Origin of the sequence: Marinomonas piezotolerans (assembly GCF_003362755.1) — a bacterium.
In the GTDB taxonomy this organism is placed as follows: Bacteria; Pseudomonadota; Gammaproteobacteria; order Pseudomonadales; family Marinomonadaceae; genus Marinomonas; species Marinomonas piezotolerans.
Genome location: NZ_QKRA01000002.1, coordinates 392,112 through 405,580 on the forward strand (window position 1 = coordinate 392,112; position 13,469 = coordinate 405,580).

13 protein-coding genes are annotated in these 13,469 nt (G+C 46.6%); 10 read left to right on the forward strand and 3 right to left on the reverse strand.

What is annotated here, in order from left to right; all coding sequences use genetic code 11:
* From cyoC to cyoE, 3 genes are read left to right on the forward strand one after another with little or no spacing between them, the layout of a single operon-like run.
* Positions 1–609 (forward strand): cytochrome o ubiquinol oxidase subunit III, encoded by a 609-nt coding sequence (gene cyoC, locus DN730_RS05810; protein ID WP_115467161.1) that lies wholly within the window; start codon positions 1–3, stop codon positions 607–609.
* Positions 610–933: a cytochrome o ubiquinol oxidase subunit IV gene (gene cyoD / locus DN730_RS05815; protein ID WP_115467162.1), complete on the forward strand. Its 324-nt coding sequence runs from the start codon at positions 610–612 to the stop codon at positions 931–933.
* 12 nt (positions 934–945) lie between these two features.
* Positions 946–1,881, forward strand: a complete 936-nt coding sequence (cyoE, locus tag DN730_RS05820) for a heme o synthase (RefSeq protein WP_115467163.1) — start codon at positions 946–948, stop codon at positions 1,879–1,881.
* A gap of 82 nt (positions 1,882–1,963) precedes the next feature.
* Here cyoE and DN730_RS05825 read toward each other — a convergent pair whose 3' ends face one another.
* Both DN730_RS05825 and DN730_RS05830 read right to left on the reverse strand, forming a co-directional pair.
* Positions 1,964–2,956: an NADP-dependent oxidoreductase gene (locus tag DN730_RS05825; RefSeq protein ID WP_115467164.1), complete on the reverse strand. Its 993-nt coding sequence runs from the start codon at positions 2,954–2,956 to the stop codon at positions 1,964–1,966.
* Between the two features lie 202 nt (positions 2,957–3,158).
* Positions 3,159–4,598, reverse strand: a complete 1,440-nt coding sequence (locus DN730_RS05830) for an NCS1 family nucleobase:cation symporter-1 (protein WP_115467165.1) — start codon at positions 4,596–4,598, stop codon at positions 3,159–3,161.
* A 276-nt stretch (positions 4,599–4,874) separates the two neighbouring features.
* Here DN730_RS05830 and DN730_RS05835 point away from each other — a divergent pair, with 276 nt between their 5' ends.
* The 3 genes from DN730_RS05835 (at position 4,875) to DN730_RS19155 (ending at position 7,991) form a co-directional block, all read left to right on the forward strand.
* Entirely contained in the window at positions 4,875–5,540 is a 666-nt protein-coding gene (locus tag DN730_RS05835) for a GntR family transcriptional regulator (RefSeq protein WP_115467166.1), read from the forward strand.
* A 170-nt stretch (positions 5,541–5,710) separates the two neighbouring features.
* Positions 5,711–6,646, forward strand: a complete 936-nt coding sequence (gene puuE / locus DN730_RS05840) for an allantoinase PuuE (RefSeq protein ID WP_115467167.1) — start codon at positions 5,711–5,713, stop codon at positions 6,644–6,646.
* Positions 6,647–7,151: 505 nt separating this feature from the next.
* Positions 7,152–7,991: a methyl-accepting chemotaxis protein gene (locus DN730_RS19155; RefSeq protein ID WP_245957920.1), complete on the forward strand. Its 840-nt coding sequence runs from the start codon at positions 7,152–7,154 to the stop codon at positions 7,989–7,991.
* Positions 7,992–8,115: 124 nt separating this feature from the next.
* Here the strand turns inward: DN730_RS19155 and DN730_RS05850 are convergent, their stop codons facing one another.
* Entirely contained in the window at positions 8,116–8,949 is an 834-nt protein-coding gene (locus DN730_RS05850) for a helix-turn-helix domain-containing protein (RefSeq protein WP_115467169.1), read from the reverse strand.
* A gap of 174 nt (positions 8,950–9,123) precedes the next feature.
* On the opposite strand from DN730_RS05850, the gene DN730_RS05855 reads away from it, so the two are divergent.
* From DN730_RS05855 to DN730_RS05870, 4 genes are read left to right on the forward strand one after another with little or no spacing between them, the layout of a single operon-like run.
* Positions 9,124–10,263, forward strand: coding sequence for an ornithine cyclodeaminase family protein (locus DN730_RS05855; RefSeq protein ID WP_115467170.1), 1,140 nt, complete (start codon positions 9,124–9,126; stop codon positions 10,261–10,263).
* Between the two features lie 12 nt (positions 10,264–10,275).
* Positions 10,276–10,698, forward strand: coding sequence for a Rid family hydrolase (locus tag DN730_RS05860; protein WP_115467171.1), 423 nt, complete (start codon positions 10,276–10,278; stop codon positions 10,696–10,698).
* Between the two features lie 18 nt (positions 10,699–10,716).
* Positions 10,717–12,009, forward strand: coding sequence for an NAD(P)/FAD-dependent oxidoreductase (locus DN730_RS05865; protein ID WP_115467172.1), 1,293 nt, complete (start codon positions 10,717–10,719; stop codon positions 12,007–12,009).
* A gap of 56 nt (positions 12,010–12,065) precedes the next feature.
* On the forward strand, positions 12,066–13,460 hold the full coding sequence (locus tag DN730_RS05870) for an APC family permease (RefSeq protein WP_245957898.1): 1,395 nt from the start codon (positions 12,066–12,068) through the stop codon (positions 13,458–13,460).
* The last annotated feature ends 9 nt before the right edge of the window (positions 13,461–13,469 follow it).

Genomic DNA, 13,469 nt, shown 5'->3' on the forward strand with positions numbered 1-13,469 from the left:
ATGAGTACTTCTGCAACAGCGCATCACGATGCGCACCATGACGAACACCACGATACCGGACGTAATACTACGTTAGGTTTCTGGATCTACCTGATGACTGACTGTATTTTGTTCTCGTGTTTCTTCGCGACCTATGCAGTCTTGTTCATGAACACGGCAGGTGGTGTTTCTGGTAAAGATATTTTTGATCTAGATCTGATCGCAGGCGGTACTGCTGCATTATTGTTGAGCTCGATTACTTTCGGCTTCGCAATGATCAGCGCGTACAAGCAAAACAAAGGTGGCGTGCTATTTTGGTTGGCTGTGACCTTCTTGTTTGGCGCAACCTTTATCGCGATTGAGCTTTATGAGTTCAACCACTTGATCCATGCAGGTCACGGTCCAAGTGCTAGTGCTTTCTTAACAGCGTTCTTCTCGCTGGTTGGTTTGCACGGTTTACACGTAACTGCGGGTCTACTTTGGATTACAGTTATGTTTATCGATGTTGCTAAGCGCGGTCTTCCTGACCGCACTGTGACTCGCTTAGGTTGCCTAAGCTTGTTCTGGCACTTCTTAGACGTAATCTGGATCTGTGTATTCTCTTTCGTCTACCTAATGGGAGCTATGTAAATGAGTCAACATGATCAAGATGCGCATTCTCACGGTAGCGTAAGCTCTTACGTAGTCGGCTTTGTATTGTCTGTTATCCTGACTGTTATTCCATTTTGGGCAGTGATGACAAGTGCTTTTGACCGTGCCACGTTGTTTGCGGTTATCGTTGTAACCGCAGTGGTTCAGATCATTGTGCACTTAAAGTACTTCTTGCACCTAAACTTCACTAAAGAAGGCAAGATCGATACATTGTCGTTTATCTTTACAGCCATCGTTATCGTAATGGTCGTAGGTCTATCTATATGGATTATCTACGAATCTGTTCTGATGATGATGTACTAGGCGAAGAAGCGTATGTTTAAGCGGATCTCATCGTCGCAAAAGCCAGAGCAACATAGTGTGTTTGACCGTTACGTAAAGGTAACTAAGCCGGGCATCATTATGGGGAATTTGATCTCCGTGGCGGGGGGGTATTTCCTCGCCGCTCGCGGTGACATCGATTGGGTGCTGATGCTGGTGACTATCATTGGATTGTCATTGGTTGTCGCCTCTGGTTGTGCGATCAACAACTGCATCGATCGTGATATTGATGCGAAGATGCAACGTACTCGTAACCGCGTAACAGTTACTGGTGAAATGTCGCTTAAAGCGGCGTTGGCACACGGACTGGTACTAGGCGTGGTTGGGTTTGGTTTACTTGCGTACTTCACGAATGAAGTGGCTGTGTTCTTTGCAGCATTTGGCTATTTCGTGTACGTAGGTCTTTACAGCCTGTACTTTAAACGCAATTCGGTTTACGGCACGTTGATCGGTAGTTTGTCTGGCGCAGTACCACCAGTGGTGGGTTACTGTGCCGTGACAGGCCAGTTTGATGCAGGTGCGGCGATTTTGTTGGTAATGTTTAGTATTTGGCAAATGCCTCATTCTTATGCCATTGCCATTTTCCGCTACAAAGACTACGCGGCGGCAGGTATTCCTGTGCTGCCAGTGGCTGAAGGCATTCAAAAAGCGAAACACCACATAGTATTGTGGATCGCTGTGTTTGCTATTGCAGCAGCAATGCTGCCACTTACTGGTTACGTCGGTGTTGGGTTTATGGTTGTTGCGGCGTCTACTAGTCTTTGGTGGCTAGGTATGGCGTTGAAAGGGTATCGTCAAGGTGTTGATGTGAATCGTTGGGCGCGTCAAGTGTTCTTCTTCTCCATCATTACGGTGACGGCACTAAGCATTACCATGGCCCTCGACTTTCGTGCAGTAGGGCCTGATTATTTGGTCATGCTGTCGCACTAAGCTGACTGCCGTTCGCTCAGAACAAAAATGCCCCGCTGGGAAACCAGCGGGGCATTTTTTATATGAAAACTAAGAAGCCGCCCTACAGTTCAACGATCAGTTTGCCTTGGTTTTCACCTTTGAATAGCAAGTTGATGCCTTCGGGCGCAGAGTCTAATCCTTTTAAAATGTGTGCACGGTAAGTTAATTCGCCTTTGGCAAGCATGCCACCTAGTGCTTGGCCGTATTCGCTAATACGATGGAAGTGGTCGGGCATAGTAAAGCCTTGAATCATCAGACGTTTTTTAATGATATTGATCCAGCTCGGGCCTGGTGCAGGTTCTGTTTTATTGTATTCTGCGATCATACCGCATACGGCGATGCGCCCATGCGCATTCATTGCGTTGTAGATTGGTGCTTGAGCAATACCACCTGTGTTTTCAAAGAAAAGGTCGATTCCCTCGTTAGCAACCGCCGCAAGTTGCTGCTCAAAATCAGCATCTTTGTAATTTAATGCATGATCAAATTTGAGTTCATCTTTTAGCCATGTGCATTTTTCTTCTGAACCAGCAATGCCAATGACTGTCAGGCCTTTGTTTTTCGCCATTTGGCCGACCAGTGAACCAACCGAGCCAGCGGCGGCGGTGATGGCGATGGTTTGTCCCGCTTCTGGTTTCAACACTTCAAACAAACCGTGGTAGGCGGTAATGCCTGGCAGTGCGATCACACTTAATACTGCCTCTGCGGGTATATCATCGGGCAACTTATTCAGCCCTTGACCATTTGATACGGCGTATTCGGTTAACCCCATCAGGCCTATGACACGAGTACCTTCTGGGAAGTCGTCATTGTTTGACTGGACAACATAGCCTATACCGCTGGCTCGCATTGTCGCACCAATATCGACGGGGGGGATGTAGCTGTTTGGGTCTGCACTCATCCAGCCTCTCATGGCAGGGTCAAGTGACACGTGAGAAAGCTTGACGAGTACTTCTCCTGCCGAGATGGTGGGAATGTCCTCTCGCACGCTTGTGAATAAATCAGGTGTAATGTCGGTCTCAGGACGACCAGCTAATAGTATCTTTTGATAGGTCATTTGGATTGCTCGAATGATGTATGTGGCAGAGATCATAATTCAAAGCTGACTGTTTGGTTAGTATTTGAAAGCAGCTTGACTTGCATTTGCAGATTTAATGCATGGAGCTCGTTTTTCAACGAGACATTAAAAAGCCCGCCTAAGGCTATTAGGCGGGAAAACAGTTGAACAGCAGGTGTTAGGGATACCTGCTGGAGGAGGATTAGTTTTGCTCAGCCAGATCTAGGTTATGCAAAGCTAGACGCTCAGGTTCCATCAAATAACGGTATAGGAAAGCCGCAGTTAGGCCACCAATAAACAGCGCATAGTTTGCAAGCGCCGTAAATACGAAGCTACAGAATATGGCTACGAGCCCCGCGATGACCAACGCATAAACACTTTTTTTATTGACGCCATTGTCGTACCAGTAAAGACCTTGTTTAGACTCGGTATACAGTGATTCGATATCGATCTTGCCTTTCTTAATGAAAAAATAATCGGCAATAATGATGCCGTACAATGGACCAATCATCGCGGCTAGTACGTCGACGGTATAGTGGATCACTTCGGGGTTATTAAATAAGTTCCATGGCATAAGCAATACTGAGCCAAATGCAGCAATAAAACCGCCGGTTTTGAAGCTGATCTTTTGCGGAGATACGTTGGAGAAATCAAACGCGGGGGCAACAAAGTTGGCCACGATGTTGATGCCAACCGTTGCAAAGATAAAGGTCATTGCACCTAATACGGTAATCATGCCTGAATCAAGACGTTTAACTGTTTCCACTGGATCTGTGATCATCTCGCCAAATACTGGTATCGAAGCCGACACAATGACAACACTGAAAACAGAGAAAAGAATGAAGTTAAATGGAAGACCCAGAAGGTTACCGAATTTGAGTTGTTTGTAGCTGCTGCAGTATCGAGAAAAGTCGCTAAAGTTTAAGGTAGGGCCAGCAAAGTAGCCTGCTACCAAAGCAATCGCGATGAGCATTTGGGTTAGGGCATCCATACCAGAAAGGCTCGCATCACCCAGTGTGAAGCTAATATTGTCCCAACCAGCGAGATTAACCATATATATACACAGCGCAAACATGGCAACGTAAATCAGTGGGCCAGACCAATCGATAACTTTACGAATCATATCCATACCGAACATGAAGACAACGCCTTGAATGATCCACATCGCCGAGAAACCAATCCAGCCTAGGTAAGACAGTCCTAAGAAGCTATCGTCAGCTAAGGTTTCCATATTTGGGAAAAAGTAGAGGAGAAGAATAATAAATGAGCTGGAAGCAAGAAAGGTTTGGATGCCGTACCACACGACAGCAATCAAACCACGAATCACGGCGGGTATATTGGCTCCAAATACACCAAATGACATCCGTGCTATAACAGGAAACGGAGCGCCTGCTTTTTGACCAGGTTTGCCCATTAAGTTAGCAAATAATAACACAATGGTAATACCGAGCAGTAAGCTGATAAACACTTGTATGCCGTTTAAGCCTAGGGCAAATAAGCTGGCTGCAAACACATAGCCACCGACACTGTGTACATCCGACATCCAGAACGCAAAAATACTATACCACCCCCACTTTTGCTCTTTATCGGGTTGTAGATCTGCATTACTGAGTCGAGGGCTGACGGGTAATTGAGGTTTCATTGTGCTGTCCCTTTATTGGTTGTATACAATAATTGAATACAAAAGGTGTGCCAATAATGGAAACGATGGTTTCGTTGTTTTGAGGTGTGAAACATTTGATTCTAAGGGCGCGTACGCACTAATAGATGGCACTGAATGTTAAATATGTTCTTTGATTGTGCACAAAACCCAAGGGGATTTTATTGGATGTCTAAATAAAGCAGTCATGTTATATTTGAAGTTATGTATACGAATGCATCGGAATAATTGTATACGATTTTGAAAGGCAGAATTGATATGTCGAATGACGAAAAAATTTATCAAAAAATATTGAAAGCTATTGTCGAGCATCAATTACCACCAGGTGCTCGGTTGCCTGAAGATCGGCTGTCAGAAGCATTTGGCGTAAGTCGAACTGGCATTCGTAAGGTTCTACAGCGGCTAGCCCTTGAGCACTTTGTTGTGATCGCACGTAATAAAGGTGCGCAAGTGAACCACCCCAGTGAGGACGAAGCACTGGAAGTTCTAGACAGCCGGATTTTGATTGAGCCGCAATTGATCGCAAGCTTACAGCGTCATTGGAATAAAGAGTACTCAGAATACTTTCGAGACTTAGTAGAAGACGAACACCAAGCCGAACATGATGGAGACATGGCGACACAAATCCAAGCCACAGCGCGCTTTCACTATGAGCTCGCCAAAATAGCGGGCAATGGAGTTTTGGCAGCGTTTGTTGAGCAATTGTGTTACCGCTCATCGTTGGTCATTGCCGCCTACGGGACACGCAGTAGCGTGAGTTGTGATTGTGGCGATCATGCTCAGCTCATTGAGCTTCTAGACCAAAACGATACACAAAAAGCGCAACAATGGATGGCCGATCACCTACAAACCATCAAACACTCTCTTGTGTTGGAAAGTCAGGAAGAGCAGTTGATTGATTTTCAAAGGCTGTTTTCAGAATAGGAACGATTCATGCTAGTGCAGCTATAAACCCAATCATTGAGGGTGTCGTGGCAGCGGCTTTGCACTCGCTAGACCTAAAGACCTCTAAGGTGGGTCAGTAAGCGTGCCAATGGACAAGTCATTTGTAGGCCGTTCTGAGCATTGGAATCGTTAGTTAAGGGATCTTTTAAATGAAGCATTATTTAGAACGAGATTATGCCGGATACGGCCGAACTCAAGTGCCAGTGGTTGAGTGGCCTAATAACGCGCGTATCGCACTGCAATTTGTACTGAATTTTGAAGAAGGTGGCGAAAATTGCGTGTTGCATGGAGATGAGCATGCAGAAACGTTTTTGTCAGAAATCTTTGGCGCGCAGCCGTTTAAAGATCGTCATATGAGTATGGAGTCGCTTTATGAATATGGCTCGCGAAACGGCGTATGGCGCATCCTAAATGAATTTGAACGACGCGGATTACCGCTTTCTGTGTTCGCAATCGCCACTGCGTTACAGCGCAATCCAGAGGTTGCCAAGGCATTTGTCGACGGAGGGCATGAGCTCGTTTGTCATGGCCTAAAATGGATTCATTATCAAGAAATGCCAATCGAAGAAGAGCGCGAGCATATGCGAGAAGCGCTACGAATTATCGAAGAGGTGACTGGTGTTGCGCCGATGGGCTGGTACACAGGGCGAGACTCGCCCAATACGCGTACTTTGGTGGCGGAGCAGCCGCAGCTGAAATACGATTCGGATAATTACGGGGATGATTTGCCCTATTGGGTTGAGGTGCCGCATCACGATGATCCAAGCACAACCAAACCTCATTTGATTGTTCCTTACACCTTGGATTGTAATGACATGCGATTTGCATCGCCTTATGGTTTCAGTCATGGCGATGAGTTTTTTCAATATCTAAGAGATAACTTTGATTGTTTGTATGAGGAAGGGGCTACTACGCCCAAGATGATGTCTATTGGGATGCATTGCCGAACACTAGGTAAACCCGCTCGATTTACCGCGCTCAAACGCTTTCTTGATTACGTGCAATCGCATGAGGGTGTTTGGATCGCACGACGGGGTGATATTGCTCAACATTGGATCGATAATCATCCACCCGAGGGCTATTAGCGTAATCGAGTGTCGGTTGGCTGTAGTAAAAAATTCTAAAATTGTCGCAAATCTTCTATACAAAAAATGTTGTTAATGCGAATACTCAATACTTATGATGGAATAGTTTCATTTTTTGGATGTCGGAACACTGCTTCTGTGGCGAGCGTTTGAACAGTGTCGCTGCTTAGAGGTTCGCGTTCGGTTGTTTTTGGGCGGGGCAATGACAAACAGCTGCTGTGACATCAAGATAACAATATTGGTAATACATAGAGGTGATTAGATGTTTGGACAGAAAAAAATTCGCGCTCTGGAACAAGAGCTGGAAAAAGCGCGCTTAGAAAACCAAGCATTGACTGCGCAAGTGGATGATCTTACTGCACAGGTTGCGCAAGCAGTGCAAGACACGCCTGTTGACGTTCGCCCAGAACCCTTAATGACAAGTCAGCTAGTGCACACCCAGACGGCCGCCATGGAGACAGGCTTGGAGTTTATGGGCAAAGTGTTAGAGCAGCTATTTGAGCCGATGAGTGCATCAGAAGGGGCGAATGAAGAGATCGAGCAAAATAAGAAAGACATATCCATCCTGACCGAAAATATGTCCGCCATTGCGAATCAAAGCTCTGAAAGCTTAGAGAATGTTAATGCGTTACAAGAGATTTCGTCTGAGATTCGTGGGTTTACCGATACCATTCAAAGTATTTCTGAACAAACCAACTTATTGGCGTTGAATGCCGCGATTGAGGCAGCACGAGCAGGAGAGCAGGGTCGTGGGTTTGCAGTGGTGGCGGATGAAGTCCGTACTCTAGCAACCAAGGCAAAAGAGTCGAGCGATCAAATCTCGAATTTAGTACTACGCATTGATGAGCGCACGCAAAAAGTCGCCCAGCAAATCAGTGGGTTGAATACGTCTGCAACACAAGTTAAAGAATCAACATTATCGCTCGAAAGCTCATTTGACCGAACTGCTAAAAATAGCGCTGAGTTAACCACAGCAAGCTATTTGTCTATGACTTATGCTCACGCTGCAGCGTCCGCACTTGAGCTGCATAAATGGCGTTCACAAGTTATCACTGCGATTATCGACGCGTCGGCAGAGCAACCCACTGATATTATGCAAACCGGCTTTGCGCAGTGGTATTACCACGATACGGATAATGATTTTAACTTCCGTGAGCAAAAAGCATTCATTGCTATTGATAGTGAAATGAAACAGCTTGCGCAGCTATCAGGTCAAGCGAGCGAACTGGATGGCAGTGATGAGTCAGGCGTACTTTCTTTCAATAATCAGATTATGCAGACCATTCGATCAATTGACACTCAAATGGCGTCTTTGCTTGCCTACTTACATCAACATGCTTCTTAAGTTTTAACTAGGGCGATGCAAGCTTAGCTTGTTAAGCTTGCTTACTATTCGCTTGAAGTCGAGGCAAACGTAAACCCTGATCTATATTGGTGCCGTCAGAGGTGGTTGTGCGCCAAAATAACCCTTAGAAAAACTGAATGCGGTCAAGGTAAGACTGTTGCTTAACTTGTTTCTGATAAGCCATAGGGGTTACTTGGACGCATTTTTTGAATTCTCTTAAGAAGTGAGACTGATCACTGTAGCCTAGTGTGCAGGCCATATCTAAGAAGTCGACGTCGTCGCAATGATTGATGCAATAGACCGCTGACTGGCAGCGGACAATTCGACTGAATGCCTTGGGCGACATACCGATGTCAGCACGAAACTGGCGTTGTAAGGTGCGGGTGGTATATCCAGTAGCCAATGCTAATTCATCAATGCGTACATTGCCTTTACGCGCAACGATGATGCTCACCATGGACTGAGTTAATTGTGATAAAGGTCGCGCAGTAGTTTTATCAAAAAAACGTTTAAAACAGGCGACTTGGTCACAGAAGTCGTTCGAGTTGATAATGCTTTCAACTAATTGATGTGCATGAGGAACCACATCGACAAAGTTAAATTGATGATTAACGATCTCTTCAGCGGACGCTTGCATACAAGCAGGAATAGCGCCCGACACAAAGCGCACCCCAAAATACCGATGACCACTCTGAATACCGGTATCCATCGCCGACATAGGTGTGCCATAAACTTTGGCGCTGGCGTCAGAATTTCCGCAATCAAAGAGGACTTCTACACACCCATCCGGGATGGCGATGGTTGGTGCCTCTGAGTCGCTTGCTTCAAAACTGTAACAATGCGAAATCGTAGGATTCTCTGGGCATGCCAAAGAGAATGTGTTCGCAGCACCTAAAACCAGCCAAGGTTGCTTAAAGCGAATCGTTTCAAGACGGTTTGCGATATGGTGGGCGGTCATAGTTACACCTGATGCTATTTAGTTTTTGTTTTTTAGCATTTGCAAACAAGATGCCAGCTTTTCACTTCATATACAAGCATGTTGATCATGTCGCAAATATTCAATACAGGGTGAAAATGCCTGACTAAGATCAAATGAAAGTTATCTATCCCGATCATTTGTTGAGGTCACGATATGTCTGAGAACACAAAAATTGATTTTATTTACTTGTCCGAAGAGGACATGATTAAAGCTGGCGTGACAGATATGCCTGCATGTGTTGATGCAATGGAAGAGATGTTTTCATTGTTGTACCACGGCGATTATCGCATGGCCGGACCAAACAGTGATTCGCATGGCGCGATGATCACCTTCCCTGAAGAATCGCCTTTTCCAACGATGCCAAAACCAACGCCTGATCGCCGTTTAATGGCGATGCCAGCCTATCTTGGCGGGGATTATCAAACCTGCGGTGTGAAATGGTATGGCTCTAATATAGCAAACCGTGACAAAGGTCTGCCGCGCTCAATCTTAATGATGATTTTGAACGACATTGATACGGGAGCACCGTTGGCGTACATGTCGGCAAACTTGTTATCTGCGTATCGTACAGGCGCAGTACCTGGTGTCGGTGCTCGCTACCTAGCTCGTAAAGATTCTAAGGTTATTGGCGTGCTTGGTCCAGGCGTGATGGGGCGTACTTCTATTGCAGCGTTTGTTGCGGCTTGTCCTGAGATCGACACGGTGAAAATCAAAGGCCGTGGTCAAAAGAGCTTAGATGAATTTATGGATTGGATGAGCGCAAATTATCCTCAAATTAAGAACATTCAGGTGGTCGATTCACTGGAGGCTTTGGTTCGTGACTCCGACATCATTACCTACTGTAACTCTGGTGCAACAGGCGATCCTTCTACTTACCCATTGGTGAAACGTGAGTGGGTGAAGCCAGGGGCTTATTTATCTATGCCGGGTTACTGCCAATTAGACAGCGCAATGGAACAAGATGATGTGCGCAAGGTGCTCGATAACACAGGCCTTTATGAGGCATGGTTTGAAGAAGTGCCAAAACCTGCTCATAACCACATTCCAATGCCGGGCGTGCGCTTCATGGACATGATCGATGAGGGCTTGATTACCGCTGATCACTTAGAAGATTTAGGCAAAATTGTTGCCGGGGAGAGTGTCGGCCGTCAAAACGATGAAGAAATCATCATCCTTTCTGTAGGCGGTATGCCAGTGGAAGACGTTGCTTGGGCCACTAAGATTTATCGCAATGCGATTGAGAAAGGCATTGGCGTAAAACTGAACCTTTGGGATACACCCGCGTTACGCTAATAGGAAGCCGATATGACACAGGTAACAAAAGTAAAAACGGGCTCTCACCTCGAAGAGTTGGCAAGCTATTCGCGAGCAGTGGCGGTTGATAACTGGGTATTTGTTTCCAACACCGCAGGTCGCAACCCAGAGACGAAAGAGCTGGCTGACGATGTTATGGCGCAAGCAGAACAAGTCTTCATCAATGTGGAGCGAGCGCTCGCCGCGCTTGGCGCATCGTTGGCAGACGTTGTGATGTCTCGGGTTTTTATACAAGACCCAAACGATACCAATAACGTGATGACGTTTGTCGGCGAGAAGTTCCGTGGTGTGGATCCCGCTACCACAGTCACTTCTCCGCCGCTGGCTTCAACAGTTTACAAAGTTGAACTTGAGGTAACCGCATTTATTGGTGCTTCAAAAGCGAACGTGACCACGATTTCGTTAGCGCAGTAGTGGTCAGAGGTTATTGATATGACAAAGACACTCGTAAAAGTAAACACGACAGATGAGCTACCGACGTCCACGTCGGTAGTCATCATCGGTGGCGGTATCGTTGGTATTTCAGCAGCATTGACGCTGGCCGAGCGTAATATTCCAGTGGTATTGCTCGAGAAAGGGCATATTGCCGGTGAGCAATCTTCGCGTAACTTAGGCTGGATCCGAAAAACGAGTCGCCATCATGCGGATGTGCCACTCGCCGCGGCAGCTGACAAGCTTTGGTCTGCGATGCCTCAGCGCATTGGGGCAGATGTAGGCTACCAACAAGCTGGAATCATGTTTCTCGGTAAAACAGATGCACAAATGGCGATGCATGAAAGCTGGTTAAAATCTGTTGAGTCACTGGATTTGGATTCACGACTTCTGAGCGCCGCTGAGGTATCCAAGCTAGTGCCACATGGCACAGGGCAATGGAAAGGTGGGATTTATACTCCTTCTGACGGTCGTGCTGAGCCAGATGTTGCCACAACAATGATGGCTCAAGCAGCGATACAGCAAGGTGCGAAAATTGTTCAAAACTGTGCGGTGAGAACCTTAACGACGCAAGCCGGAAAAGTGTCAGGCGTGGTGACCGATCAAGGCGAGATTCGATGTGATCAGGTGCTGCTCTGTGGTGGGGCTTGGTCGCGCCGTTTTCTTGGGAATTTAGGCGTTTCACTGCCGACTCTACCACTGATTTGTTCGGTGTTGCGCACTAAACCTATGGAAGGGCCGACAGACATTGCTGTGGGTGGTCCAGACTTCTCATTTCGTAAACATCGTGATGGCGGTTACATCATCACCCAGCGTGGCAAGCTCGATGCACCTCTCACCCTAGATCATTTGAAAGTAGGCCTAAAATTTGCTGACCAACTCAAAGCGTCCCGTGACTTTTTGAAAGTTGGATTCGGTAAGTTCTTCTTTGAAGATTTGTCCTTGCCGCGCCATTGGCGAGGCGATCAAAAGACACCTTTTGAGCGTATTCGCGTACGCGACCCTGATGTGAATCATGGCCTCAATCAAGATGCCATGAACAACCTTATCAATGCTTGGCCAGCCTTTGAAAACGCCGAAATAGAAGAGTCGTGGGCGGGCCTAATTGATGTGACACCGGATTCAACGCCGGTCATCGATCGTATACAGACGATCCCAGGACTAACCATAGCGACGGGCTTTTCGGGCCATGGCTTTGGAACTGGGCCCGCTGCGGGGCAGTTAGCCGCAGATATCGTAACGAGCGAAAAACCAATGATTGACCCTGCACCTTATCGCTTTGACCGCTTTTAGGCCAAACGTGGATTGCATAAGTTCGGGTTAGTTGCGTTATTCATAAGAGGAACAAAATGATGAGCGATATCTCAACAACAGAAAAAATGACGATGGCGGGAAACACCGCTGCGAAAAAGAAATTAGGTTTAATAACGATGATGGCCATCTGTATTGGTATGGTTATCGTCCAGGGCGCCATGATTTCAGCTACCCAAGGTATTGGCTTGGGCGGCATGGCGTTTATTTTTGCTATGCTAGCGGCGCTGGTAATCGCTCAGTTTAATGCCATGAGCTTTGCCGAACTGTCGTTAATGTTTCCTGAGCAGGGAACGCTAGCGACGTATACACAAAAAGCGATTGGGCATTTCCCTGCGATCGTATCTGTGTTTTCGGGTTATGTTGTCGTCGCCATGCTGGCATTGCCGGTGGAGTTTTTCTTGGTCGATGCCATGATTGGACAATTGCTACCAGGCATGTTCCCAGAGAAACTGATTCCCTTGCTGATTATTGTGGCTCTGGCCATCACGAATATTGTTGGCGCGGACGTGTTTGCGAAGGTGCAAAACTTATTGGCGTTTGTCATGGTCAGCGCGATCGTACTCACGGGTTTAGTGGCTATTTTTGGTATTAGCCAGCCACACCCAGAGTTGACGGGCACGCCGGTTGACTGGAGCTTTGGTGGAGTGATGGACGGCAGTTTTGTTGGTCTGATTGCGCTTGCTATGTGGCTTTTTGTTGGGGCTGAGTATATTTGTCCGATGATCAAGGAAGTGAAAAACCCAACTAAAAACATTCCTCGCGCTATGCACTGGTCATTGTTCGCGATCTTTTTGATTTTCGCTGCGTTTGCAGTGGGCGCTTCCATGTATTTGGATGTTGAGTCTTTACTTGGTTCTCCGATCCCTTACTTAGATTATGCCAACGCTGTATTCGGTACTGCCGGTTTGACCATCGCGACCGTTATGGCATTGACTGCAACATGTAGTTCGGTAAATACTATTTTTGCTGCGTTACCACGTATGTTGCAAGGCATGGCGGAAAACAAGCAGGCGTTTCCGATACTGAAGACGACCAACAAATTTAATACGCCTTGGGTGGGTATCGTGATGATGGCAGTATTGTCGGCCATTCCATTCTTATTGTTGGGTATTGATTCTTTGATCATGCTGGTTATCGCCGCAACGACCAGTTATCTATTGGCCTACATTGTGGCTCATATTAACGTCATTGTGTTGCGCAAACGTATGCCTAATCACCCTCGTCCTTATCGCACTATGCTCTATCCATTGCCGCAAATATTAGGGATTGTCGCGATGATTTATGTTGCGCTGAATAATTCGCCAGCTCCAGAGATGACGCAAATGGTGTATAGCATTGCAGGTGGGATGTTACTCGTCGTAAGTGTGATTGGTGCACTCTGGGTGAAGCTTTACATGAAACGCGGACTGTTTGAGCCTGATGCATCGTGATCTAGGATT

Bases quoted from the DNA above. Each gene is read 5' to 3' on its own strand.
- DN730_RS05860 (WP_115467171.1), top strand. From the start codon at position 10,276: ATGACACAGGTAACAAAAGTAAAAACGGGCTCTCACCTCGAAGAGTTG.
- DN730_RS05870 (WP_245957898.1), top strand. From the start codon at position 12,066: ATGATGAGCGATATCTCAACAACAGAAAAAATGACGATGGCGGGAAAC.
- cyoD (WP_115467162.1), top strand. From the start codon at position 610: ATGAGTCAACATGATCAAGATGCGCATTCTCACGGTAGCGTAAGCTCT.
- DN730_RS05855 (WP_115467170.1), top strand. From the start codon at position 9,124: ATGTCTGAGAACACAAAAATTGATTTTATTTACTTGTCCGAAGAGGAC.
- DN730_RS05850 (WP_115467169.1), bottom strand. From the start codon at position 8,949: ATGACCGCCCACCATATCGCAAACCGTCTTGAAACGATTCGCTTTAAG.
- DN730_RS05865 (WP_115467172.1), top strand. From the start codon at position 10,717: ATGACAAAGACACTCGTAAAAGTAAACACGACAGATGAGCTACCGACG.
- DN730_RS05825 (WP_115467164.1), bottom strand. From the start codon at position 2,956: ATGACCTATCAAAAGATACTATTAGCTGGTCGTCCTGAGACCGACATT.
- DN730_RS05830 (WP_115467165.1), bottom strand. From the start codon at position 4,598: ATGAAACCTCAATTACCCGTCAGCCCTCGACTCAGTAATGCAGATCTA.
- cyoC (WP_115467161.1), top strand. From the start codon at position 1: ATGAGTACTTCTGCAACAGCGCATCACGATGCGCACCATGACGAACAC.
- cyoE (WP_115467163.1), top strand. From the start codon at position 946: ATGTTTAAGCGGATCTCATCGTCGCAAAAGCCAGAGCAACATAGTGTG.
- DN730_RS19155 (WP_245957920.1), top strand. From the start codon at position 7,152: ATGAGTGCATCAGAAGGGGCGAATGAAGAGATCGAGCAAAATAAGAAA.
- puuE (WP_115467167.1), top strand. From the start codon at position 5,711: ATGAAGCATTATTTAGAACGAGATTATGCCGGATACGGCCGAACTCAA.
- DN730_RS05835 (WP_115467166.1), top strand. From the start codon at position 4,875: ATGTCGAATGACGAAAAAATTTATCAAAAAATATTGAAAGCTATTGTC.